Origin of the sequence: Arthrobacter methylotrophus (assembly GCF_039539965.1) — a bacterium.
In the GTDB taxonomy this organism is placed as follows: Bacteria; Actinomycetota; Actinomycetes; order Actinomycetales; family Micrococcaceae; genus Arthrobacter; species Arthrobacter methylotrophus.
In genome coordinates this window covers 912,577-937,336 of record NZ_BAABED010000001.1, presented here as the reverse complement: position 1 = coordinate 937,336, position 24,760 = coordinate 912,577, and the positions used below count along the sequence as shown (strand labels likewise).

The window sequence follows — 24,760 nt, the reverse complement described above, 5'->3', positions numbered from 1 at the left end:
GGCGGAAACCGGCATTAGTGCCACGAGTGGCGGTGGAGCTAAGTTCCATCATCAGTCTAGTTGTTGGAGCAGGTCGGGAGGCGGGACATATCCTGGCCCGAGGCGAGTCGTTCAACAGCTGACTTTGCATCCGCCAGGGTCTCCACTTTGACCACCTGCAGCCCGTCCGGAATGTGTCCCACAACCTCGTCGCAATTAGCGGCCGGGGCGAGGAAAAGCGTGGCTCCGCCGTTGCGGGCTCCTCGCATTTTCTGGGCGATTCCGCCAATGGGTCCCACGGTTCCGTCGGGGGAAATCGTGCCAGTACCCGCCACATGCTTGCCACCCGTGAGGTCGCCGGGCGTGATGCTGTCAATGATGCCGAGCGCGAACATCATGCCGGCGCTCGGCCCACCCACCTGGTCCAAGGAAATCTTGACGTCGAACGGGAACGTGAACTTGTACTGCAACAGAACCCCCAGGATGTACTTTCCACTTGAGCTCTTGCCCGGGGTGATGTCCACCGTCACCGGTTTGCCGTTCCGATCGACGACGACGGCTGCGGGCGCGCCTGCGCCGTCGGAGAGAGCCGTCTGGACCACGCTGAGCGACGTGATCGCTTTGCCGTTGATCGAGGTGAACACATCTCCTGTTTGGAGTTTGCCTGCCGAGGCCGAGCCGTCGGACAACCCTGCGACTTCAAGCTTCTGCCCGAACGGAATGTTCTCTTCCTGGAGGGCGGAGGCAACGGCGTTCTCCTGCGAGGTGGTCATGGCAAGCGCGCTTTCCTGTTCGGATTGCTGCTTGGTGACGCCCTTGGGATAAAGCAGTTCTTCGGGGTACACGGCCTTGGAGCCATCCAGCCAGGCTTGAAACGCCTCGAAAATGCTCACGGGTCCGTTGGGTCCACCGTTGATGTAGACCGTGGTCAGGTCCAGGCTTCCTTTCGCGGGATACGTCGCATGCCCCGTGATGCTGATGACCGGCTTGTTGTGGTCCACACCCAGGGTGTTGAACGTCGGTCCCGGCGACTCCACGACGTAAGGAGCGGGGAGAACGGCAGCGGCGATACCCAACACAACGGTCAGGGCACCGGAGACCAACATCGCGTAGTACCGACCGTCCCGGCGCTTCGCCGGATTCGGCGCGTGGGGCTGCTCTTCCGCCAAGGAAGGGTCCTGCGGGATTGGAGCGGACGGCGAGTTGGAGGAATCGAGAGGCTGTCCGGGATCCCCGGCAGCTCCGGAGCTCGGCAAACTAGTCAATGAAGGACCTCTCCGCGCCGGGAACACCGTGCCCAACGCTACCGTTTCGCCCCCTCGAGTGGAGGCCAGTAAACATACCAACGATCCACCCTACTTGCTGCACCTGCCAGTCATGCTTTGCCTAGAGCGAACGACGCGTCCCTGAGGCAGACAGCCCCCGGTCCTCGCGGTACCTTGAAAGTGATCACCAGTCACACCGACGATCGGCGGCACCATGACCTCCAACCCCAACACGCCCTCCAATGGAGACGAATCACCCCAGGATCCCTTAGCTGAAATGCTGAAGAAACTCATGGGCGGGCAAGGCATGGGCGACATCGACCCCGCAGAGTTGGCGAAGGCCGCGGGGCTGCCTAGCGATCCCAATATGCTGCAGCAAATGTTCGCCCAAGTGCAGGCGATGATGAGCTCCACTTCCGAGGGCCCCGTCAATTGGCAACTCGCGCACGAAAATGCCCGCCGTGTTGCCGCCGCCGGCACGGATCCGTCGGTAAATGCGCTGCAGACCCGCGAAGTCGACGAGGCACTCCGGCTCGCGGAACTCTGGTTGGACCCTGTCACCGATCTTCAGGCAACGGGCTTGATCGGCCGTGCGTGGTCCCGCGCTGAGTGGGTGGAAGCCACCCTCGCTACCTGGAAAAGGCTCACAGAGCCCGTGGCCAACAGCATCGCCAATGCGCTCTCCGACGCGCTGACCCAGCAGATGCCGGAAGAAATGAAGACCATGATGGGTGGCACCTCATCCATGCTGCAGAACATGGGGGGAGCCATCTTCGGCATGCAACTGGGCCAGGCCATCGGCGCGCTGTCGGCCGAAGTGGTCAGCTCCACCGACATCGGCGTTCCACTTGCTGATCTCGAGATGGCCCTCCTGCCAGCCAACGTGGCTAAATTCGGCGAAGGCCTGAGTGTCCCCGAGACCGACGTCCGCTTGTTCCTCGCCGTGCGGGAAGCCGCGCATGCCCGGCTGTTCGTGCAGGTTCCCTGGCTCCGCGGCCACCTCCTCGGGGCGATCGAAGCTTACGCCCGGGGAATCCATATTGACATGTCGCGCGTCGAGGAGCTCGCCCGCGAATTGGACCCCGGCAACCCCGAGGGCATTCAAGAAGCCCTCTCACAAGGAGTGTTCACGCCCGAACGCACTCCTGAACAGGCAGCGGCACTGGAGAAACTCGAAACTGCCTTGGCGCTTGTTGAGGGCTGGGTGGACGAACTCACGGCCGCTGCGACCGAGAACGTGCTGCCATCCGCCGTCGCACTCCGCGAAACGGTGCGTCGGCGTCGCGCCACCGGAGGACCCGCCGAGCATGCGTTCGCTTCGCTGGTGGGACTGGAACTGCGCCCACGGCGACTCCGCGAAGCCGCCACACTGTGGGCTGTGCTGAAGGACGAACGTGGAATCGCTGGCCGCGATGCCATCTGGCAGCACCCGGATTTGCTCCCCACGGCCCATGACCTCGACGACCCGAAGGGCTTCACCGAACGGCGTCGCCTCGCTGAAGCTAGCGATACCGAGGTAGACGATGCCCTGCAGAAGCTCCTTGAGGGGGGCTACGACACTCCGAAGGATGAGGGGAACACAGAGGGCACTCCGGAGGCTCCAAAGCCCGAAGACGGAAACTCCCCTGACAACACGGAGCCAGGCGAGCCCAAGGCCTAACCGTCCGAGGCTTCGAAGCGCTGTCCCTCATCAGGGACGGCTTAATAGGCGTCGGCGTCTTGTTCATCCGATCCAAGACCGCGCGACGTCGCAAAGGCAACGCCCTCCAGGAACGCCTTGGCCCGCTGCGTTTCGGGATACGCCTCCAGCAACCTCCAAAACGCGTGGTTGTGCCCGGCAACCAGAAGATGTGCGAGTTCGTGTAGCAACACGTAGTCGATCACCCACTGGGGCATGGCCCGGAGCTTGTCGGAAATCCGGATGGTCCCGTCCGCCGGCGTTGCCGAACCCCAACGGGACTTCTGGTTGCTGACCCAGCGGACCGACGCCGGCCTGGCACGTCCGCCCAGATACCGTGCCGACAGTTCAGCGGCATGCCCGGCCAGGACGGCATCGCTGGCAGGACGCCTCCGTCCAGCGCCTCGGCTCTGTTTCTCCCCCTGGCGTTTGAGTTTGTCCAGCATCCGCCGGACCCATTCGCTCTCTTGCGCCTTCGTAAAGTGGGCAGGGATCGCAACCACCGCTTTCCCGTCCTCCCAGAAAGCGGCCACCGTGCGACGGCGGCGGGCTGAGCGGCGAACGACAACCGGCGCGCCGTCGTCGGTAGTCAGCGGCAATGCGGACTGGTCAGCGCCGCGCGCCATCAGGCCGACCCGTTCTCGACCAGGACCGCCAACACGGCTTCACCGTACTTTTCCAGCTTCGAAGGCCCTACGCCCGCAAGCTTCGCCAGTTCCTCGAGCGAAGCGGGCCTGGCTTCGGCGATGGCGGTCAAGGTCGCGTCCGTGAACACCACGTAGGCGGGAACCTCGTTGCTTAGTGCCTCTTCTTTGCGCCATTGGCGCAAAGCCTCGAAGGTCTGTTCCTCGTATGTAGGCGGGCACTGGCTGCAGCGTCCCACTTTGCGTTCGGCGCCGGTTGCGAGCATGGTGCCGCAGACCCTGCACGACGCCGGTGCCACCGCCTTGCGCCGTGGCGTGGCGCGGCTGCGCGCGGTGGCTCCAAGCACCGAATCGGGGCGCAGCCCGTCGAGGAAGCGCGAAGGCTTGCGGTTGGCGCGGCCACCCGGTGTGCGGGCCGTGGACCAGGACAAAGTGAGGTGCTCGCGGGCCCGTGTGATTCCGACGTAGAACAAACGGCGCTCCTCGTCCACGCTCTCCGGAGTGTCGGCGAAGGAAATAGGCATGAGGCCCTCACTCAATCCCACGAGGAACACAGCGTCCCATTCCAGGCCCTTCGCGGCGTGCAATGATGCGAGGGTGACGCCTTGAACCGTCGGCGCGTGTTGGGCCACCGAACGTTCCTGGAGTTCGTTGACGAACTCCATCAAGGTGAATTCCGGCCCACGGCTAATGGCTAGCTCGTCTGCGAGCGCAACCAAGGCTGCCAGCGATTCCCAGCGTTCGCGCAGGGCGCCGCCGCTGTGCGGGGCAGCATCGGTGTACCCGAGCGAAGCCACAATGTCCCGCACCAGTTGGCCGAGCGGCTCCTTGGCAGAGTCCTCGGCCACGGCACGCGTCGCGGCGCGCAGCTGCAGAATGGCATCCCGGACCTCCTTACGGGCGAAGAATCGCTCACCGCCTCGCAGCTGGTAACCGATTCCCGCCGAGGCGAGTGCTTGTTCGTAGGCTTCCGATTGTCCGTTCGTGCGGAAAAGCACGGCAATCTCGCTCGCCTTGGTGCCGGCGTCGATCAATTCCCGGATCCGGCCGGCGACAACCGCTGCCTCGGCTTCGTCGTCGGGACATTCCATGAACCGCGGCTCCGGACCGGCGGGACGCTGGGCCACCAGTTGCAATGGCTTTGCCCACGCGGCGTCGGCCACCGTTCCACCGCTGCGGCGGGACCCCAGAAGCTCGTTCGCCAACTTCACCACTTGGGGCGTGGAACGGTAGTCACGAACCAGTTTCACGACCGTCGCCGCGGGGTACCGGCCCTTGAAGCCAAGAAGATGCTGGGGCGAGGCGCCGGTAAAGGAGTAAATGGTCTGACTGGAGTCGCCCACGACGCAGAGTTCGTCGCGACCACCAAGCCACAGTTCCAGAAGCCGCTGCTGCAGCGGGGAAACGTCCTGGTACTCGTCCACGACGAAGTGCCGGTACTGCTCGCGGACTGTTGCCGCCACCTTGGGATCTTCCTGGAGAATGCCGACGGTGATCAACAGCACGTCCTCGAAGTCGATCACGTTGCGGTCGGTTTTCACGTCCTCGTAGGACTGGAAGACCCTTGCGACGGCGGTGAGGTCGAAACCACCCGGGGTGCCCCGGCCGTGGGCGTTCTCCAAATAATTGGCGGGGGTCAACATGGAAACCTTGGCCCACTCGATTTCGGCCGCAAGGTCACGGATGGAAGCCCGATCCGTACTCAGCCGGAGACGACGGGCAGCTTCGGCGATCATGTTCGCCTTGTGGTCCAGCAAGTTCGGCAGGACCCCACCGATGGCCTGCGGCCAGAAGAACTGCAATTGCCTGAGCGCAGCAGCGTGAAAAGTACGGGCTTGGACGTTTCCGACGCCGAGATCCCGGAGCCGGCTGCGCATTTCGGCTGCGGCACGGGAGGTGAAGGTAACAGCCAAAAGACGCTGGGGGCTGTATACGCCGGAGTGGACGCCGTAGGCGATGCGGTGGGTAATTGCCCGCGTTTTTCCCGTACCCGCTCCAGCGAGGACACACATGGGCCCTTTGAGGTTGCTGGCGACTTCCCTCTGCTCGGCGTCAAGACCGCCGAGTATCCGGTCCTCGAGTGAAACGGTGTCGCTGAAAATACCGTCTGTCACGGCTGGAGATCCTCGATGACGCCGCCGTACCAGTGCTCGATCAGGGAACGCGCAATCGAAAGCCTCGTGGAGATCGTGATCTCGCCGGCGAGCACGGCTGCTTGGAGTTCCGCGCGACTGAACCAGCGCGCCCGGGTGACCTCGACGCCGTCGGGCCGGGCTTCGGCGTCGTCCGTGGTGGCAGTGAACCCGAGCATGAGGGAGGCCGGAAACGGCCACGACTGGGAGCCCAGATACTGGCAAGCGGTGACCCGCACACCAACCTCTTCACCGATTTCCCGCACAACGGCCTGTTCGAGCGATTCGCCTGGCTCAACGAAGCCGGCCAACGTGGAATAGTTCTTGGCGTCAACGGGCCCGCCTCCGCCGAGCAACAACCTGCCGTCCGAGCCAACCACCGTGACAATGATGGCCGGGTCTGTCCGCGGATAGTGTTCGGAATTGTCCCGCGGGCACCGGCGCACCCAACCGCCGGCCTCAATTCCGGTCGGAGTCCCGCACTGCGGACAGTGGGTGTGGGTGGCATGCCAATTGGAAATGGCGCTGGCCTCGACAAACAAGGCAGTGTCGATGGAACCAAGGCGCGCAGCGATGTCCCGGAATCCTGTCCAGGTACCATCGGCCGGAAGCCCCGCCGTTCCAGGAGCGATCGGCTCCCTGGGCACAAAGAGGACGATGGGTGTTTGCGCGGGAACCGATGAGGGAGCCAGCGTCCGGCCGAGATAGACGGCGGTGAGCGGTCCACCGGCCGCCTGAAGGGTTTCAAAAAGCGGCTCGGCGTCACCAAGCCACAGGGTGTCATCGACAACCAAGGCTTGGCGCTGCGACAACACCATGGCCTTGGCCTTGCCTGAGGAGATCACGTGGTCAAGCATGCCTGACTTCATGCGCTCGGCCGATCCCCGGTCAATCATGGCGGCGCGCACCGGAAGCACGGTGTCTATCAGGTGATTTGCCGGTGCCCGGAACTCGGTGAAACTCATGTACCTACCGTACTGACTCCCACCGACAAATAACATTTGGATCTATCGACGCCGCACACTGCTTGCCTGCTGATTTCTTGCGGATCTCAAGACTCGCCGCACTGCATCGCTCCCACAGGCGTCAGTCAATCTACCGTGGAACACGTGAGAAGAACACCGTTCGAACTGGCCGCCATAGCAACTGCGGCGGTGCCCGGCCTGACGCCGACGGCTGCCGCCTCCGCCCCGGATGATGCTGCCGATTTCGATTCGGCGCTTCTGCTGGACTCGGAAGGCAAACGTTGGCGCGTTCGTTCACCACGCCATCCGGAAGCCAGCGCCCGGCTGGAGACCGAATTCATGATCCTGCGTGCCTTCGCCCCGGCCATCCGGGCCGAGCTGCCCTTCCTAATGCCGACTGTGGCCGGGACAGTGCGCCAAGGTGCACTGAGCACCTTTGTCTACGCCCACTTGGGCGGGTCCACCCGCAGCATCGAAGAGCTGTCCACGTGCAATGACACCTTGGCCAAGGAGATCGCGACCGCACTGGCGGCCATCCATGACCTCCCCCAGCCCATCGTCAACAACGCCGATCTTCCCAGCTACACGGCGAACGAATTCCGCCAGCGCAAGCTGAACGAGCTGGACCAGGCCGCCACCACGGGCAAGATTCCGCCTGCCCTGCTGCGCCGTTGGGAGCACGCACTTGAGGACGTGGCGCTGTGGCGCTTCAACCCGTGCGTGGTTCACGGCGATCTCCATGAGGACAATTTGTTGATCGACGGCGACAGTGTCACGGCCGTGACGGGATGGACCGAGCTCCGCATCGGCGATCCTGCCGATGACTTCGCCTGGCTCGTGGCCTCGAACGAACAAGCATTTGTGGAGTCCGTGCTGCGGCACTATACGAAAGCCCGGCGGGACACCCCTGATGGCCACCTGTTGCGTCGTTCAGCCCTTCTCGCCGAATTCGCCCTGGCACAGTATCTCGTCAAGGCCTTGGCGGCAGGCCACAGTGAAATGACGGCCGAGGCTGAGGCCATGCTCACGTCCCTCGCCGACGATATCGAGGAACAGAACGCCTTGGCAGCCGAGGAAGCCGCGGCTCCAGGCGAGGACCCCGTGAAGCCCGCGGTAAGTGCGGCAGCCATCCCGGAGGCCATTCAGCCAGCCGGTCCGACGACGGAAGCCGCAACCCCATCGGTTACGGTGGTACCCGTACCAGACATCACTGCACCGGCAGTTACCGTACAACCGTTGCCGGAAACGGCCCCTGTGCTTCCAGCAGAACCCGCGAGCGGTGCCGAATCGACGCCGGAGGCGCCATCCGAGACAGAAGACACGTCGACGACGGCCCTCCAGGTAGTGGAACCCGCTCCCCTGCAGGACACCAAGGACGTCTAGCTTCTTTCGGCGCCCCCAAGTTTTTTTCAGCGCCCCCAGGCGTTACGTTAGCCGCCGCCCAGCGCGGAGGCGATGATGTTCTCCAGTTCTTCGGCCTTGCCCAGATCGTGGGGCCTCACCACAGCGTCTTCGGCAACGTAGTAGAACGCTGCGCTGACCTTTTCCAAGGGCACTCCCTTGAGGCGCGCCCATGCCAAGCGGTAGATGGCAAGTTGCACGGCGCGGGTGGCGAGCTGCTTTCCAGCCGGGCGGCTACCCGTCTTCCAATCCACCAGTTCCCAAGTGCCGTCAGTCCCGAGGAAGACGGCATCGATCCTGCCACGCACCACGACGTCCCCGATGCGTGTCTCCACGGGAACTTCAACGAATGCCGGGGCCCGGTGTGCCCATTCCGAGTTGGTGAACGTCGCCACCATGTCTTCGAGTCCGTAGGCTTCGTCGATGTGGGAATCGGAACCGGGTGCTTCGTCGAGGTCCAGCGTGCCGCTGGTTCCGAAGTATTCTTCCACCCACGAATGGAAAGCGGTGCCTTTGCGTGCGGAGATGCCGGGTTGCCGCGGCACCGGGCGCCGGAGCTGCGCGAGGACCGCCCCAGGATCATCTCCCAGATCGACGAACATGGACGCAGAGATGTGCCCTGGCAAATGGACGTCCTGGACCGGTTTACGCCGCGATTGCCGTTCCAACAACAACTCTGCCTCGGCAGCCCAGCCGCCTGCCGCGCCACGGAGGGATATTTGCGGGTCATCGATGACCAGTGGCACATCCTCCCGAAGCGCCTCGATGGCGTCCCTGACCCGGGTTGCCGCGGCCTCCATGGCGGCCCGGCGCCCCGGTACCAGCCGGAGCCGTTCCCCGGTGCGAGGATCGCTGGGGCCTTCGAGCGGATCATAGGGGAAGAGCGCCACTTCCGTGCCGACCGTCAAGGGGCTCTCCGTGGGCAGGGCGTCTTCACTGAGCGACTGGGGGTGAATGGAGGCGATCGACGCTCCACCGGCGTCGTCAGCTGCTTCATCGGCGAGGCATGCCAGCTCGGCAAGGAACGGCGATGTCTCCGCAATGCCTGCCCGGGAACCGTTCCAGGCGGCACTCGATGCCCACAGGACGTACTTCGCGCGCGTGTACGCAACATACGCGAGCCGCCGCTCCTCAGCCTCGCCATGATGCTGGACCTCCGATTTGAAGTCCTTCTCAGCGTCCAGCCAACCTTTCTGGTCCGATTGGTCCAGGTCCCATTGAGGAAGGTCTGCCCGGTCGCCGCGGAGGGGCCATGGCAGGGCGGCGGTACCGCTGCTCCATCGGGAGTCCCGGTTGCTCGGGAAAGCTCCGGCATTGAGCCCGGGCACAAACACAACATCCCATTCCAAGCCCTTGGAAGCGTGGACCGTCAGCAATTGCACGGCCTCGTGATTCACCTCTGCGTCTGCCATATCCAAGCCACCCTCTTCGGCGGCGGCGGCCTCAAGCCACGCAAGGAAAGCCAGGAGGTCCACGCGCTGCGAGGTTCGTAGGAAGCTCGCAGCGGCGTCGTGGAATGCGTCCAGGTTCCGACGAGCCTGGTGGATACTCGTGCCGGGTTTCGCTGCGACCTCGATGTCCAGCAACATCGCCCGTTCCACTTCGCCAAGCAGGGTGGAGAGATCATCTCCCATGAATCCGCGGAGGTTCCGAAGTTCAGCTGACAGCCGGCCGAGACGTTCCAAAGCCAGTGGACTGAGGGAGCGTCCGTGGCCTGAGGTCCATCCCGGGCGCGGAAGGACATCCAATGCCTCCACAAGGCTGGCTGCGTCCGTAATGTCGCTCTCCATGGCCTTCTGCGCGGGGCTTTCGTCCGCATTTGCCGAAGCATCGGTTCCGCCGTCTCCCGAGACGCTTTGTGAGCGCCGTCTGGCCAGGAATTGGGACCAGTCCCGGAATGCCATGAGATCTGCCGTCCCTATCCTCCACCGGGCTCCTGCCAGAAGACGCATCAATGCGTCGGAGCGGCCGGGATCGGCCAGGATCCGCAGCGCGGCCACCAGATCCACTATTTCTGGAGTGTCGAGCAGCCCGCCGAGACCCACTATCTCGTACGGGATCCCCTGGACCTCGAATTCACGCCGCAAGCACTCCATCTGTGCGCGGCGGCGGCAGAGGACGGCCATAGTGGGCGAAACGGGCGCGCCATCGGCCTCGCTTTCAAAGACTGTGCGGCGGTAACGGCGGACGCCCCGGGCGATCGCTGCCGCCTCGTCTTCGTCCGTGGCAAAGCGTCCGAGAACTACGTTGCCGTTCACAGCTGCTGGGCTCGGCTGGAGAGGCGGTACTGCCACGGAGCCGTCCAAGGTTCTTGTACCCGGGGCTCCCCCATTCGAAGCCGCTCGCTCAGAGACCGCGCTGTTGAGCGGCGCCGAAATGACGTTGGCCGCAGCCAGGATGTTGCGTCCGTTCCGCCATGCGGTGGTCAAGTATGAAGTGGGTGCGGTGGCAAGGGATGCCGTTCCCAAGCTGTCATGTACCCGGACCGGGAATTCCTGGACGAAATGGAAGAGTTGGCCAGCCGAAGCCCCCCTGAACCCATAGATGGATTGATTGGGGTCCCCCACCGCCGTCACGGCGTGCCCTCCCCCGAATAGGCGGGAGAAAAGAACCAGTTGGGCGTGCGAGGTGTCCTGGAATTCATCCAGCAACACCACCTTGTAGCGGGCCCGCTCGGTGGAAGCGGCCAATGGTATGTCCTGGGCAATTTTCGCAGCGAGCGCTACGAGGTCGCCGAAGTCCAGGACCCCGCGGTTCCTCTTGGCCTCTTGGTAACGCCCCACCATGTCCGCAACGCTGGCCCGCGTGCGCAACATGGAGCCGAGATCGCCGGAAGCTTGGCTTGGATTCTTTTTGGCGCCGGACACATACGGCAATTGGGCGAATTCAGACACCCGGTCCATCAACCAGCGCTGAACTTCGGCTGGCTCACGCAAATGCTCGGCGCACTCGCCGGCCAACTGCATCACGGCGCTGACCAGCGTGGACTTGGCAGCGATGAAGTGCTCGTAGTCGCCGTCGTATGCCTCAACTATTTCACTCGCAAGCTGCCAGGCCTGGGCACCACCCAGCAGAACCACATCGCGTTCGATCCCCAAACGCAGGCCGTAGTCGGCCACGATCCCGCTGGCATAGGAGTGGTACGTGGACACTTTGGGCTCAAGTTCGTCGGAGCCTGCAACTCCCTCGGGGAAACCGTGCTGTCCTTTGTCCTCGGCGGCGATGCGCTGAAGCGTGGCCAATTTGGCGCGGATCCGGCTTGCCAACTCCCCCGCGGCCTTGCGGGTGAAGGTGACGCCGAGGACTTCTTCGGGGCGGACCCACCCGTTGGCCACAAGCCACACCACGCGGTCCGCCATGGTTGCGGTTTTCCCGGATCCCGCGCCCGCGATGACCAGCCGCGGGGTCAAAGGCGACGCAATGATGGCGGACTGCTCTTCCGTGGGGCGGTTCCGTTCGCCCAGGACCTCCGCCAATTCGCCAGGCGAGAATCGAGGTTCGGGTAATACCGCGGCATCCCCGGCGGTATCTCCAGTCCCGATTCCGGCGAGTGTTTGGACGGTCATTCGGTAACCTGCTTTCCCCGGGCGCACAACGGGCAGATATCGGGTAGTCGGCAGCCGTGGCCTCCGTGGCTGCCTTTTGAAGGATCGTGGCGCGCCTCGAAGCTGGCTCCGGCCATGAGCACGGCGGCCTCGCTGACAAGGTCCTGCGCCCAGTTGTCGCCGGGGTCCAGGGGCTCTTGCGCTTGGATGGCCGGCGTCTTGGTCTTCGTACCAAGCTGTGCCAGGACCGCGCCCCCCGGAACCGGCAGGCCCTGGAATGCCCCGTGCAGCACCGCCGCCTGGTAGGCACCTAACTGCGGGTGCTTCGCCAATTCAGCTTTGCTGGGCTGGCGCTTGCCCGTCTTAAGGTCGACAATCACCAGCCGACCCTCCTGGTCTATTTCCAAGCGGTCCACTTGTCCCCGAAGCACGGCATCCCGGGTAGCGTCAGGATCGCCAACAACGTCGCCAAGGTGTACCGCGGGAAGGGGGACCTCGAAGTCCTGTTCCACCCCGGTAAGGCTTCGGCCTTCGCTCCGCATGACAAGGACGTATTGGGCAAGCTTCCGGACCATCTGCTCCGCACGTTGGAAGTCCAGCCTGCCCTCCCAGTTGTCCTTCATGCCAAGAGTCGGCCAGCGTCGCACGAGCTCGGCGACATACTCGCCACCGGATGCATCCGGCAGCTCCTGGGCAATCGCGTGGACCAAAGTTCCAAGGCTACGGGCAAAGTCGGTAGCGGCTTCGCCACCCGCCGCCTGGACAAACCAATCCAACGGCGATTTGTGGACGGTCTCAACTTTCGAGGGGGAAACGAACACAGTACCGCCCTTCGGGACTACCGGCTCCTCGCTGCTCAGTGGTGCCAATCCCCACCAGGAATCCGGATGTGCTCCCGGCACTGGAGGTTCCGCAGTGGCCAGATAGGCCAGAACCCGGGCAGCTTCGACCGCCTCTCCTGCAACGCCTGGCCGGGCCAGTCCCGCGTCGTCGGGCTGGACACGCTGCCTCAGCTCGGCCACCAGGGCCCGCAGGGTCATGGGCCGGTCTACCGGCGTGAACTCACGGCGGTATTGTCCCGGATCGAGGGGCGCGACGTAATCGAGGAAGGCCGATTGCTGCTCATCCTCGGAAGAAACTGCCGTGCAGATAAGGACTTCCCGAGCCCGCGAAACGGCTGTGGAGAAGCTGCGCAATTCGTCGTAGCGGATATCCCGCAGCCGGCTGAGGGGTCCCCGCTGCAAGGCGTGTTCAACACCATGCTCCACGGCATCGGCGAACAATGTACTTCCGAGGAGTTCGCCGCGGAGCCTCGTGTTGGGCCAGACGCCTTCCTGCAAGCCCGCGACGATCACCACGGGCCACTCCCGCCCGGCCGCGCTTGCCGGCGTCATCAGCTCGACGGCTTCCTCCACTTGGGCCCTCGCCGCAAGGGTGTCCATCGGTAGTTCCTGGCTGAGCAAATACTCCAGGAACTGTTCGGGGCCGGAACCCGGAAGTTGGTCCACATAGCGCTCGGCGGTGTGGAACAAAGCCATCATGGCGTCAAGGTCGCGATCCGCGCGGGCGTCCGCAGCGCCGCCGTCGAGCGCCAATTCCGTCCACCGCGAGGCGAGCCCGGTGGCCTGCCACAACGCCCACAACACCGTCTCCGCGTTGGCCCCAGGGTCGGTGGCAGCCAGGCGTCCTGCCGCGATCATGCGGGCCAAGCGCCGTGCCGAGCTACCCTCGATACCCAAAGAACCGAGGGCGCCAGGCTCCAGCAAAGCCTCGACGAGCAGCGAATCGCTGGACCGTCCACCGCCGCCCAGCAATTCCTCCCTGCGCAGGGATTGCCGCAGGCGGCGCAACTCGATGGCGGTAGCTCCCCCAATCCTCGACGTGAGAAGCGAGACCGCGGATTCGGGCGTCAGTTTCGTTGCGTCCAGCACCACGCTGTACACCTCGAGCAGGGGACGGACTGCCACTTCGTCGCGGACGGCGGAATCCGCAACCGGGACGCGGACGGGAATTCCTTGGCCTCCCAGGTAGCGCTGCAATTGCGCCAGTTGCCCCCCGTTGCGCACAATCACTGCGATGTCACCGAACTCGTGGTTCTCACGCAGCTGTGCTTCAAGAATGCGCTGTGCTACGTAACGCAGTTCGTGTACTGCGGAGGGAAGGACGTGCGCTTCCACCCGGCCAGTAGCCTGCGTACTTCCGGCACGCGCCTCCACCAACGCAGGCAGGGGATCCAGACGCCGCGCCAATTGGCCACCCGCCCGTTGCGAAATACGCGCCGCCAGGCCGGTCCAGGCCTTCGCGAGCTCCGGGAGATGCCGGTGGGTGTGCCAGAGCGGAAGCTCCCGCACACTGTTCTCAAGCCCGCCCAGGAGCCGTGGCAGTTCGGCAACAAGGTCCGGGCGGGCACCGCGGAACCCCTGGACCACGGTGTCCGGAGAAGACGCCACGAGAACGTCCTTGCCCTCGGCAATGTCCGCGAGAAGTTCAAAAACCGCAGGATTCGCCTCCTGGATGTCATCCACCAGGATCAATTGCAGCCGCTCGCGCTCCGCCGCGAGGAACCCGGGGGAATCCTGGAAGATCTGGCGCGCCGCCGTGATGATTCCTGCCGGATCGAAAGCCTCCGGCATGCGCAGATCCAAGACATCGCGGTATTCCGTGTACAGCTCCGCCGCGGCGATCCAGTCCGGTCGGCCGCATTCGTACGCAAGCGCCGTGAGGTCTTCCGCCGTGCGGCCGGATTCGATGATGCGGTCAAAGAGCTGCCGGATCTCCTGCCGGAAGCCCCGCGTGGGCAACGCCGCTGCCAAGTCCTGGGGCCAAGGAAGCTCAAAGCCCGGCCTGGCGTGCCCCTCCAGCAGCTCCTTGATGATGAGGTCCTGTTCCGGTCCCGAGAGCAACTTGGGTGGCCGCTGCAGCGGCAGCACTCCCTCGGCTTTGGCGCGCCGGATCAGATCGAAGGCGTATGACGCCCAGGTGCGTGCCGGCGTCGTACTCAAGCTGCGGTCCAGCCGCCCCGTAAAAGTGTCCCGCAACGCCGACGCCGCATGCCGCCCCGGCGCCAGGATCAGGATCCGTTCCGGATCCACGCCATCGCGCTGAACCCGCTGGACAGCAGTTTCCACCAGCACAGTCGACTTCCCGGTGCCCGGCGCTCCCGGGACCAATACCGGCCCGGATCCGTGCGGAAGCCCGACGACGGCAGCTTGGTCGGCAGAGAACACGGGAGCTGCATAGTGGACCTCACGCGGCGGAAGCAAGCGCAACCTTGCCGGCGTTTGCCGTGTTGGCTTTTGCTGGGTTGACTTAGGCTGCGTTGTCGCGTGCGGTGTTTTTGCTTGCGATGTTTTTGCTTGCGGTGTTTTTGATTGCGGTGCCGGTGTTGGACTCACAGAGTCATCTCATCATCGGGCAGCGACAATTTATGGAGCTGACGCTCGAGTGGGGCAGAGATCACATCGATACTGTCGAAATCGCGGTCCGTCGGAGCCCACCGGGCCAAGCCCAAATCAACCCGCCAGCGGCCATCGCCGGTCCGCAGATACTCCGCGTAGGCGCCGCGCAGCGGCGTTCCTTCGTCCACATAGTGGCGCAACGCCTCCGCTTCGAGGCCCGGCGGCGCTTCGCCGCTGGCACGCAGCACACGCCACCACGCAACAGCGCTCCCGTGGTGGCTCATGACGGACCCGATCTGCCGTGGACCACCAGAGCCCAGAAGTTCCGCAACATCGCCGTAGGATACGGCAACCCCGGGCGGCATGAGATCCACGACGGCCAACACCGCCGTCACAAACTCCATCCGCATGCCTCCAGCGTATAGGCAGAGGTGGCCCGATCGGCGCAGAAGGAGTGTCGCTCCGGTTCTTGTCAGAGGGCGCCGGTAGCGTTGAACCATGAGCTCCTGGAACACCCTCCCCCGCGCCGCATTCGATCTCGAGACCACGGGGCGGAACTCCCGTTCCGCCAGGATCGTCACCGCTTCCGTCACCGTGGTGGAAGACAATGGCGGCGTCGTCAAGGAGCTCGAGTGGTTGGCGGATCCCGGTGTGGAGATCCCCCTGGAAGCCAGTGAGATCCACGGCATCACTACGGAAAAGGCGAGGGCCGAGGGCCGCCCGGCCGCAGAAGTGACACGCGAAGTTGCGGCCGCGCTACAGGAACTGTTCGACGACGGCGTGCCCGTCATTGCGTTCAACGCCAGCTATGACTTCACTGTCCTTGCCGCCGAATCCGCCCGCTATGGGGTGCCCCAGCTGACCCGGTTCCCCGTGCTTGACCCGTACGTCATGAACAAGCAGGTTGACCGGTACCGCAAGGGCAAGCGGACCTTGACGGCGCTATGCGAGGAATACGGAGTGGACTTGGACAACGCCCACACTTCGGCCGCAGACGCCCTTGCCACCCTGCGTGTCCTCGATGCCATGGCCGGCAAATTCCCGAAACTGCAGATGCCCGCTTCCAAGCTGCACCACCTTCAGGTCGATTGGGCGGCCGCGCAGGCCGCCGATTTCCAGACCTACCTGCGCAAGACAAAACCAACAGCCGTCATTGAAGGCAACTGGCCGGTGCTCCCCCCGGAAGACGCCAGCCGCGGGGACTTCTAGAGCGGATAGACAAACGACACGGTCCACGGACTGGACATGTCTCCTTGCGTCCGCATGATGGGACGCACGTCACATCTACCGAGCTACCTGAATGCCAGCTGGACGCCAGTCACGGATTCCTTCCTTACCCAAAACGACGCGGCGTTTCAGAACATATCCGCAAAGAATAGTGAATTTAATTCGGGATTTGAGCAAATCACGCGTCCTACTGTCGCCAATTCATCCTTGAATATGCTGATGACATAATTAAGTTTGGCGGGTCGACTTCTGATATTGCGGCCCAAACCTGCTTTGGCTGCGTTCCCCGCCCATCTCGATACGAACGTGTGTTCCCCGATGAAAGTGATTTGCTTGATGAAAATCAAAGCCCTGAAGTGGTTCTCTGCTGTCCCCGTGGCTGCAGTTCTCGCCGTCTCCCTTGCCGCCTGCGGTGGCGGAGCCGGCAGCACTGGCAGCGCCTCGCCGACCGATGCCCTCCAAGGCAGCGATCAGAAGACGCTGGACAAGTACACCACCAAGGATGTCACTCCGCTGGACAAGATCGATAAGTCCAAGCTAGGCCTCATCACCGACGGCACCCTCCGCGTCGGCACCCTGTCCGATGCCCCGCCCAACATCTTCATCGACCCCTCGGGCAAGTTCACGGGTTACGACAACGAGCTCCTGCGCGCCATTGGCGACAAGCTGGGCCTCAAGGTCGAGTTCGCCTCCACCGACTTCTCCGCGTTGCTCTCCCAGGTGAAGAACAAGCAGTTCGACGTCGGATCCTCCTCGATCTCCACTACGGACAAGCGACGCGAGACCGTCGGCTTCACCAACGGCTACGACTTTGGCTACATGGCCGTCGTGACCAAGACCGACTCCAAGGTCAAAGGCTTCGCGGACCTGAAGTCCGATGTGCGCATCGGCGTGGTGCAGGGCACCGTCCAGGACGACTACGTCACCAACACGCTGAAGCTGGAGCCCGTCCGCTTTCCGGACTACAACACGGTCTACGCCAACGTGAAGAGCGGCCAAGTGGACGCCTGGGTCGCTCCGTCCCAGCAGGCCACGGGCCAGGTCAAGGATGGCGACAACACCAAGATCGCCGAAAAGGTCGTCAACACCCAGAACTTCACCGCCTACGCAGTGAACAAGGACAACACGGCCCTGATCGATGCCCTCAACTCGGGCCTTGACGCAGTGATCGCCGACGGCACGTGGACCAAGCTCACCGCCGAGTGGTACAAGGACCGCCCGACGACGGCGGATCAGACCCCGCAGGGCTGGAAGCCGGGCAGCAAGGCCGTCCAGATTCCCGCCAAGTAGGCCCGACGTTCCATGGATATCCTCAAACTGCTCTCTGAGACCTTCCTCGACTGGAAGGCGATCGGCGAAGTCCTTCCCAAGATGTTCGCCGTCGGGCTGCCGAACACCCTCGTTTTGGCCGTCACATCCGGCGTCATCGGAACGGTGCTCGGCATGCTGCTCGCCCTCATGGGGATCTCCCGGAACGCAGTGGCGCGGTGGATCGCCCGCGTCTATACCGATATCCTCCGGGGGCTCCCGCCGGTCCTTACCATCCTGGTGATTGGCCTCGGCTTCGGCCCGATCATCAAGCAGCTGACAGGTTCCACGAGCCCCTACCCGCTGGCCATCGCGGCGCTGTCCCTGATGTCGGCGGCGTACATCGGCGAGATCTTCCGCTCCGGGATCCAGAGCGTCGACAAGGGACAGCTCGAGGCAACGCGGGCCCTGGGGTTCGGCTATGGCGCTTCCATGCGCCTGGTGGTCGTCCCCCAGGGAGTCCGGCGGGTCCTTCCCGCATTGGTCAACCAGTTCATCGCCCTGATCAAGGAATCGTCCCTCCTCTTCACCTTGGGGCTCGTGGCGGCAGAGCGCGAGATTTTCCAGATCGGCAAGGACGCGGCGTCCAACAGTGGAAACCTGTCGCCGTATGTCGCCGCAGCCATCTTCTACCTCGCATTGACGATCCCGCTCACGCACTTCGTGAACTGGATTGACCGCCGTCTTCGCTCGGGCCGGCCCGAGAAGAAGGAACCGGACGAGGCTGCCGCCGTCGTCGGAAAGGGAGCCCAAGCATGAGCGAGTTCGTTTCCGGAACGCTGACCGCAAAGAACATCCACTTGTCCTTCGGGTCCAACCGTGTCCTGCGCGGCATCGATCTGCACGTCGAGAAGGGCACCACGGCTTCCGTGATAGGCCCCTCCGGTTCAGGCAAGTCCACGCTCCTGCGGGTCATGAACCGGCTGATCGAACCCGAGCAGGGGGACATTCTGCTGGACGGGCGTTCAGTGCTCAAGGACAATCCGGATGAATTGCGTCGGCGGATCGGCATGGTTTTCCAGCAGTTCAACCTGTTCCCGCACAAGACCGTGGCGGAGAATGTTTCCTTGGCCCTGCGCAAACTGCGCGGTATGCCCAAGGACCAGGCACGGGAAGAGGCCCTGGCGCAACTGGACCTCGTGGGACTCAAGCACAAGGCCGATGCCCGGCCTGCGAATCTCTCCGGCGGGCAGCAGCAGCGTGTTGCCATTGCCCGGGCGCTGGCCATGAAGCCTGAGGTCATGTTCTTCGACGAGGCAACATCCGCCCTCGATCCTGAGCTCGTCAAGGGCGTTCTGGCGCTCATGGCCGAGCTGGCCAAGGGCGGCATGACCATGGTGGTGGTGACCCATGAGATGGGCTTCTCAAGGAACGTGTCGGACACCGTGACGTTCATGGACGCAGGGGTCGTTGTGGAGACAGGCTCACCGGAACAGCTCTTCTCCGCGCCCCGGACCGATCGTCTGAAGGGCTTCCTTTCGGACGTACTCTAGTCCTTCAACACCACGGGAATCCCGGCATCCCGGCTACTTCCCTGTTTTGACCTCGAGAACGGTCAGGGCTGCTGCATCCACTGCCTTGCGGAAGTCAGGATCCGTCTTCGCCCGCTGCAGGACCTGGGCATACATCACCGGAACGGCTGCTGTGTTTGCACACAGCACCATGGTCCCGCCTGCGCCGATGAAATTCGTCGCCCGGTCCCCCATGCTCCATGCCGACAGCTGCACGGCATCGCAGAGATCATCGGACACGATGATTCCGGTGAATCCCGCGTCGGTCCGCAACATGGTGCGCATGATGATGGGCGAGAACGGAGCGACGTGGTCTGGATCAATCTTGTCGTAGTACGCGTTCGAGACCATGACCCAGCGGACCCCGCCCGCAATTGCCGCGTGGAATGGCGCCAGGTACGGATCGCTCCGGGTTGTTTCGGTGTCGTGGACATTGGCGCTGACGTCCGTGTTCAGATTCACGCGTCCCATGCCGGGGAAGTGCTTGACCACCGGCGCTACCCCGGCGTCCCGCAGCCCGGCCGCCATCGCGTTCCCCTGCTCGGAGACCGCGGCGGGGGTGTAACCGTACTCGCGTTGGAAGGCACCGATCGGCTTGTTCGATGGGGCGAATTCGGCGCTGGGAACCGTATCCAGCACCGGCGCCAGGTCAACATTCACCCCGGCCTGCAGCAACTGGCTACCCCAGCTCCGAGCGTCGGCGCGAAGTTGTTCCGGGCTTGACTTTGCTTGGTCCAAGGCCGCAGGAATAGGCAGGAACCCGGGTCCCCTGAGGACTTGGACCGAGCCGCCTTCCTGGTCCGTCGCGACAAACAGCGGCAGCCCCCGCGTTGCGGCCGGCGATATGTCGGCCTTCAGTTCCGCCACGAGCGATGCCGTTGCTGCGACGCCTGCTTGGCTGCGTCCGGCCAGGTAGATGTTGCCCACGTGATCGTTCAGGAGACCGGACACCGGCCCCGCATCGCTTCCGTCAGCCTTGGCTGCGACCATGAACAACTGCCCTACCCTTTGCTCCAAGGTCAGGGCCGCGAGCCGCTGTTCCGGCGTCGGGCGCGGAGGAGGCGGCAGCTCATGAGGCTTAGCAGGAGCAATCGGCGTCCGATCGCTCGGAGCCGAGGAACCCGATGGCGCGGCCATCGCCGACGCCGAATATGTGGGATCGGGAGTCGGTGCGGCCACCGGATCCGGCGTTTGTCCGGCGGTATCGGAACGCGCAACGCCCGCAAACAGCGCTGCCACCAGCGCTGTGAGGATAAGCAGTGGAATTTTGGACGGCTTGAGCAGATGAATCATCGCCTTGTCGATTCGATCGTTGCCCACAGCCTGCTCCCGGCCCGTAGGCACGCGCGGGGAGCAGGCTGCATTACATCGGGAAAGCGCCTCTACACGGCGCTGGCCTCCGCGGCCGCCTTGGCTGCCGCCGGCAGCGCGTCGAAGATCCTGTTCATTGCGGCGTCGTCGTGGGCTGCGGACAGGAACCACGCTTCGAAGACCGACGGCGGCAGGTAGACGCCGGAGTCCAGCATGGAGTGGAAGAAGGGCGCGTAGCGGAAGACATCCTGGGCCTGGGCGTCGGCGTAGTTGTGGACTCCGTTGGCCGAGGTGCCGAACGCCACGGAGAAAAGGTTCCCCGCGCGCTGGATCGAGTGGTCCACGCCGGCGGTGTCAAGCGCAGATGAGAGCGCCGCAGAGAGTTCCAACGATCGGGCATCCACGTAGCTGTAGACCTCCGGCGTCGCGAGCGTCAGGGTAGCGACGCCGGCGGCCATCGCCACGGGGTTCCCGGACAGGGTACCGGCCTGGTAGACCGGGCCAAGCGGCGCGAGATAGTCCATGACGTCAGCACGCCCACCGAGTGCCGCCGTCGGCATCCCGCCGCCGATGACTTTGCCGAAGGTCAGCAGGTCCGGCGCCCAGCCTTCCTGGCGGCCGGTCAGGCCCCAGTAGCCTGCATAGCCGGTGCGGAAGCCCGTGAGCACCTCGTCGAGGATCAACAGTGCGCCGTGTTCGCGGGTAATGCGGGACAGTCCTTCGTTGAAGCCTTCGTTCGGGGTGACGACCCCCATGTTCGCGGGAGCAGCCTCGGTGATGACGGCCGCAATGTTGTTGCCGTGAACCGCGAAGGCCGCTTCCACGGCAGCGAGGTCGTTGTACGGCAGCACAAGGGTCTCAGCAGCGGCCGCCGCGGTGACCCCAGCCGAACCGGGCAGCGCCATGGTCGCCAGGCCCGAGCCCGCGGCGGCCAGGAGTCCATCGAGATGGCCGTGGTAGCAGCCCGCGAACTTCACGATCAGGTTGCGATCGGTGAACCCCCGGGCCAAGCGGACGGCAGTCATGGTGGCCTCAGTTCCCGTGGACACCATGCGGATGCGTTCGACGACCGGGACGCGTTCCTTGACGATCGCGGCGAGGTTTGCTTCATCAGGCGTCGACGCGCCAAACGACAACCCCCGGTCCACCGCTGCGTGGACGGCTTTCAGCACGGCCGGATGGGCGTGCCCCAGCAGCGCGGGCCCCCAGGAGCAAACGAGGTCCACGTACTCGCGGCCGTCCGCGTCCGTCAGGTAGGGACCCTGCGCGGAGACCATGAACTTCGGGGTGCCGCCCACGGAGCCGAAGGCGCGTACCGGCGAGTTGACGCCGCCGGGCATCAGGGAACGGGCACGGTCGAACAGCTCGTCGGAGACAGGGGTGTGTGAAGTCATGGTGTCCATTCTTTCAGGGATTCGGTCAGGTCAGGCGCCTTCAGGCGTCGGCAAGCAGTTCGGCCACCAACGGGGCCACCACCGTGCCGAAGAGTTCTATGCAGCGCATCATGGATTCGTGGGGCAGGGTTCCATTGCTGTATTTGAGGTCGAAACGGTCCACGCTGAGGTTCTGCTTCAGCAGCACGATCTTTCGAGCGACGGTTTCCGGGGAACCAACGTAGAGGGCGCCTTCCGGGCCGCACATGGCGTCGAACTCACCCCTGCTGGCCGGCCCCCAGCCACGTTCGGCACCAATCCGGTTGCGTTGGGCCAGCCAGTGCGGGAACAGTTCCTCGCGGGCCTGTTCATCGCTCGGAGCGACATACCCCGGCGAGTGCGTGGCGATTTGCTGCATGGGGTGCCCATACTTGCCCATTGCCTCGCGGTAGAGCTTCACGAGCGGTTCAAAACGGCGCGGTTCTCCGCCGATGATGGCAAAAATGATCGGGTAGCCGTATTGGGCGCAGCGCAGCACCGATTCAGGAGTGCCACCCACACCGATCCACGTGGGCAGCAAGTGGTGTTCCAGCGGCGGAAAGACGCTCATCCCGTGCACGTTCGGCCGGGTGCGGCCCTCCCAATGCACGGGCTTTTGCATCCGGACCTTGTCGAAGAGTTCCAGCTTTTCCTCGAACAGGACTTCATAGTCGGCGAGGTCCAGGCCAAACAACGGGAAGGATTCCACAAACGAGCCACGGCCCAGCATCACTTCTGCCCGGCCGTTGGAGAGCGCGTCAACGGTGGCGAAGCGCTGGAAGACCCGGATGGGGTCGTCAGAGCTGAGCACGGTGACGGCCGAGCCGAGTTTGATCCGCGATGTCCGGGCGGCTGCGGCTGCAAGGAACACTTCGGGAGCCGAGACGGCGAAGTCGCGGCGGTGATGCTCTCCCACGCCAAAGGCATGAAGTCCGACGGCGTCCGCCAGCTCGGCTTCGGCCAGCAGCTCCCGTAGGACCCGGGCATGCGGTTTCGGATTTCCTTCGGCGTCCACGCCGGCGTCACCAAAGGTATTCAGCCCGAGCAGGATTTCCGCGGGACCGACCGGGGCTGTCGGAGTGGAAGGGGAATCGGTCATCAGGACTCCTTGAGCCAGCCGGCAAGCTCTGAGGCCCAGTACGTCAGCACCATGTCGGCGCCGGCTCGTTTGATGCCGAGCACGGATTCTGTGATGGCACCCCGTCGGTCGATCCATCCGTTCGCGGCGGCCGCTTCGATCATGGCGTATTCACCGGAGATTTGGTAGGCCGCCACGGGAACCGGGCTCATGGCCGCAACGTCCGCAAGGATGTCGAGGTAGCTCATCGCGGGCTTGACCATCACCATGTCGGCGCCCTCTTCGAGGTCGAGTTCCACTTCGATGATGGCCTCACGACGGTTGGCCGCATCCATCTGGTATGTGCGGCGATCGCCTTTGAGCTGCGAATCCACGGCCTCCCGGAACGGACCGTAGAAGGCCGAGGCATATTTCGCCGCGTAGGCCAGGAGTGCGGTGTTCTGGTGTCCGGCCTCTTCGAGGGCTTGCCGAATCACTGCGATCTGGCCATCCATCATCCCGGACGGCCCCAGGACGTGGGCACCGGCGTCGGCCTGCGCTACGGCCATCTGGGCGTAGATTTCCAGCGTGGCGTCGTTGTCCACATAGCCGTTGGCATCCAGGACCCCGCAGTGGCCGTGGTCCGTGAATTCGTCCAGGCACACGTCGCCCATGACCACCAGGTCATCGCCCACCTCGGCACGGACGTCGCGGATGGCCTTGTTCAGCACGCCATCGGGATCCAGGGAGGCTGTGCCGCGGGCATCGCGGACGGCGGGCACCCCGAACAGCATGATGCCGCTGACGCCAAGATCCACGGCTTCGACAGCAGCGCGCTTGAGCGAATCGGTGGTGTGCTGCACAACGCCGGGCATGGACGTGATTGGAGCCGGCTCGCTGAGTCCTTCGCGAATGAAGGCCGGCAGGATGAGGTCGGCGGGCGCCAAGCGGTGTTCGGCCGTCATCCTGCGCATGGCAGGGGTGGTGCGGAGCCGGCGGGGCCGGTGGTGTGGAAAGCTCAACTTTCGTTCCCTTCGGTGGCGAATACGGTGCGTAGGGCAGTCACGATGCCTGCCGGGGTGGGTTCCTTGGCGGTTGCCGCTACCGGCATGCCGAGGGCAGCAGCCTCGGCCGCCGTCGAGCGCCCGATCGCAATGAAGCGGCAGTCCTGCAGCGGTGCCAGTGCGGCGTGGATGCGCCGGGCGGCGCTGGGCGAGGCGGCGATGACGGCGTGGAGCCGGCCCCTGGCGAGTTCGGCTTTGGCCGCTGCCGGAGTGAGTTCCGGCGCTCCGGATCCGCTCCCGGCCTGCCAGCCGTTTGCCGCGGCGAGGGAAGCTGTGAGTCGGCGTTCGGGGGCGGCCGGGTACTCCACGGTGTGGTAAGCCGTGACGGCTTGGACCACGGCGCCCTTGGCCTCAATCCCCGCCGCCAACGCTGCGCCGGCGATGTCCGCTTGCGGCAAGAGCACATTGCCGGGGCCAGACGGCCAGACGGCAATCAGCCCCGCAGCCGACTGGACATCGTCGGGCGCGAGGTCCACGGCAACGCCCTCCGCTTCGAGGACCCGCCGGCTCGACGGGCCAATCGTCGCGATCCTGAGCGATTCCGGAATCATGTCCCTCAGGTCAAGACGACGTTCGGCGGCTTTTTCCTTCAGGGCCCGCACGGTGGTGATACTGCTGACCACGAGCCAGCCGTACGCTCCTGCACGGAGCGCGTCCAAGGCAACCTCGAGGGAGTGCTGATCCCTGGCACGTTCGAAGTCGATCAACGGCAACAGGAGCGGTTCGGCCCCTGCCTCGCGCAGCGCAGTGATGAGCGGGGCGGCACGGTCCGGGCTGCGCGTCACGAGGACCCGGGCGCCGACAAGGGCCCGGGTCTCCCCGGACTTCACCGCGCTATGCCGCCCCATGGTCTCCTGTCAGCT

General features: G+C 64.4%; 18 protein-coding genes. 6 read left to right on the top strand and 12 right to left on the bottom strand.

Annotated elements, in window-relative coordinates; translation table 11 throughout:
* Positions 1–56: 56 nt before the first annotated feature.
* A complete protein-coding gene (locus ABD884_RS04665; RefSeq protein WP_345054544.1) occupies positions 57–1,085 on the bottom strand; it encodes a YlbL family protein in 1,029 nt (342 codons plus the stop codon).
* Positions 1,086–1,458: 373 nt separating this feature from the next.
* Here ABD884_RS04665 and ABD884_RS04660 point away from each other — a divergent pair, with 373 nt between their 5' ends.
* Positions 1,459–2,904 (top strand): zinc-dependent metalloprotease, encoded by a 1,446-nt coding sequence (locus tag ABD884_RS04660; protein WP_345038248.1) that lies wholly within the window; start codon positions 1,459–1,461, stop codon positions 2,902–2,904.
* A gap of 41 nt (positions 2,905–2,945) precedes the next feature.
* Here the strand turns inward: ABD884_RS04660 and ABD884_RS04655 are convergent, their stop codons facing one another.
* Genes ABD884_RS04655 through nudC form a run of 3 tightly spaced genes read right to left on the bottom strand, consistent with a single transcriptional unit; the run spans position 2,946 to position 6,663 of the window.
* A complete protein-coding gene (locus ABD884_RS04655) occupies positions 2,946–3,548 on the bottom strand; it encodes a M48 metallopeptidase family protein (RefSeq protein WP_345038238.1) in 603 nt (200 codons plus the stop codon).
* A complete protein-coding gene (locus ABD884_RS04650) occupies positions 3,548–5,680 on the bottom strand; it encodes an ATP-dependent DNA helicase UvrD2 (protein ID WP_345038231.1) in 2,133 nt (710 codons plus the stop codon). The genes ABD884_RS04655 and ABD884_RS04650 overlap by 1 nt, the downstream gene beginning before the upstream one ends.
* On the bottom strand, positions 5,677–6,663 hold the full coding sequence (gene nudC, locus ABD884_RS04645) for an NAD(+) diphosphatase (protein ID WP_345038224.1): 987 nt from the start codon (positions 6,661–6,663) through the stop codon (positions 5,677–5,679). Before nudC ends, ABD884_RS04650 begins: the two co-directional genes overlap by 4 nt.
* 144 nt (positions 6,664–6,807) lie before the next feature.
* Between nudC and ABD884_RS04640 the strand changes: the two genes are divergently transcribed.
* Complete coding sequence (locus ABD884_RS04640; RefSeq protein ID WP_345038209.1) at positions 6,808–8,046, top strand: macrolide 2'-phosphotransferase; 1,239 nt, start codon at positions 6,808–6,810, stop codon at positions 8,044–8,046.
* A gap of 47 nt (positions 8,047–8,093) precedes the next feature.
* Here the strand turns inward: ABD884_RS04640 and ABD884_RS04635 are convergent, their stop codons facing one another.
* The 3 genes from ABD884_RS04635 to ABD884_RS04625 all read right to left on the bottom strand — a co-directional run bounded on the left by ABD884_RS04635 (position 8,094) and on the right by ABD884_RS04625 (position 15,417).
* Positions 8,094–11,630, bottom strand: a complete 3,537-nt coding sequence (locus ABD884_RS04635; protein ID WP_345038199.1) for an ATP-dependent helicase — start codon at positions 11,628–11,630, stop codon at positions 8,094–8,096.
* Positions 11,627–14,878, bottom strand: a complete 3,252-nt coding sequence (locus ABD884_RS04630) for an ATP-dependent helicase (protein WP_345038181.1) — start codon at positions 14,876–14,878, stop codon at positions 11,627–11,629. The genes ABD884_RS04635 and ABD884_RS04630 overlap by 4 nt, the downstream gene beginning before the upstream one ends.
* 122 nt (positions 14,879–15,000) lie before the next feature.
* Complete coding sequence (locus tag ABD884_RS04625) at positions 15,001–15,417, bottom strand: MGMT family protein (protein ID WP_345038165.1); 417 nt, start codon at positions 15,415–15,417, stop codon at positions 15,001–15,003.
* An 88-nt stretch (positions 15,418–15,505) separates the two neighbouring features.
* Here ABD884_RS04625 and ABD884_RS04620 point away from each other — a divergent pair, with 88 nt between their 5' ends.
* The 4 genes from ABD884_RS04620 to ABD884_RS04605 all read left to right on the top strand — a co-directional run bounded on the left by ABD884_RS04620 (position 15,506) and on the right by ABD884_RS04605 (position 19,035).
* Positions 15,506–16,216: a 3'-5' exonuclease gene (locus ABD884_RS04620; protein ID WP_345038158.1), complete on the top strand. Its 711-nt coding sequence runs from the start codon at positions 15,506–15,508 to the stop codon at positions 16,214–16,216.
* Between the two features lie 354 nt (positions 16,217–16,570).
* Positions 16,571–17,524 carry an ABC transporter substrate-binding protein gene (locus tag ABD884_RS04615; RefSeq protein WP_028264897.1) on the top strand — a complete coding sequence of 318 codons (954 nt, stop codon included), beginning with the start codon at positions 16,571–16,573 and terminating at the stop codon, positions 17,522–17,524.
* Positions 17,525–17,536: 12 nt separating this feature from the next.
* Entirely contained in the window at positions 17,537–18,301 is a 765-nt protein-coding gene (locus tag ABD884_RS04610; RefSeq protein ID WP_028264898.1) for an amino acid ABC transporter permease, read from the top strand.
* Positions 18,298–19,035 (top strand): amino acid ABC transporter ATP-binding protein, encoded by a 738-nt coding sequence (locus ABD884_RS04605; protein WP_345038134.1) that lies wholly within the window; start codon positions 18,298–18,300, stop codon positions 19,033–19,035. The genes ABD884_RS04610 and ABD884_RS04605 overlap by 4 nt, the downstream gene beginning before the upstream one ends.
* Positions 19,036–19,068: 33 nt before the next feature.
* Here the strand turns inward: ABD884_RS04605 and ABD884_RS04600 are convergent, their stop codons facing one another.
* The 5 genes from ABD884_RS04600 to ABD884_RS04580 form a co-directional block, all read right to left on the bottom strand.
* The gene (locus ABD884_RS04600) at positions 19,069–20,373 is read right to left on the bottom strand and encodes a glycoside hydrolase family 3 N-terminal domain-containing protein (RefSeq protein WP_345038121.1); all 1,305 of its coding nucleotides are present in this window, start codon (positions 20,371–20,373) and stop codon (positions 19,069–19,071) included.
* A 62-nt stretch (positions 20,374–20,435) separates the two neighbouring features.
* Positions 20,436–21,758, bottom strand: coding sequence for a glutamate-1-semialdehyde 2,1-aminomutase (gene hemL, locus ABD884_RS04595; protein WP_345038112.1), 1,323 nt, complete (start codon positions 21,756–21,758; stop codon positions 20,436–20,438).
* Positions 21,759–21,798: 40 nt separating this feature from the next.
* Positions 21,799–22,875: an LLM class flavin-dependent oxidoreductase gene (locus ABD884_RS04590; RefSeq protein ID WP_345038105.1), complete on the bottom strand. Its 1,077-nt coding sequence runs from the start codon at positions 22,873–22,875 to the stop codon at positions 21,799–21,801.
* Positions 22,875–23,855, bottom strand: a complete 981-nt coding sequence (gene hemB / locus ABD884_RS04585) for a porphobilinogen synthase (RefSeq protein WP_345038094.1) — start codon at positions 23,853–23,855, stop codon at positions 22,875–22,877. Before hemB ends, ABD884_RS04590 begins: the two co-directional genes overlap by 1 nt.
* Positions 23,852–24,745, bottom strand: a complete 894-nt coding sequence (locus tag ABD884_RS04580; RefSeq protein ID WP_345038084.1) for a uroporphyrinogen-III synthase — start codon at positions 24,743–24,745, stop codon at positions 23,852–23,854. Before ABD884_RS04580 ends, hemB begins: the two co-directional genes overlap by 4 nt.
* Positions 24,746–24,760 lie beyond the last annotated feature (15 nt).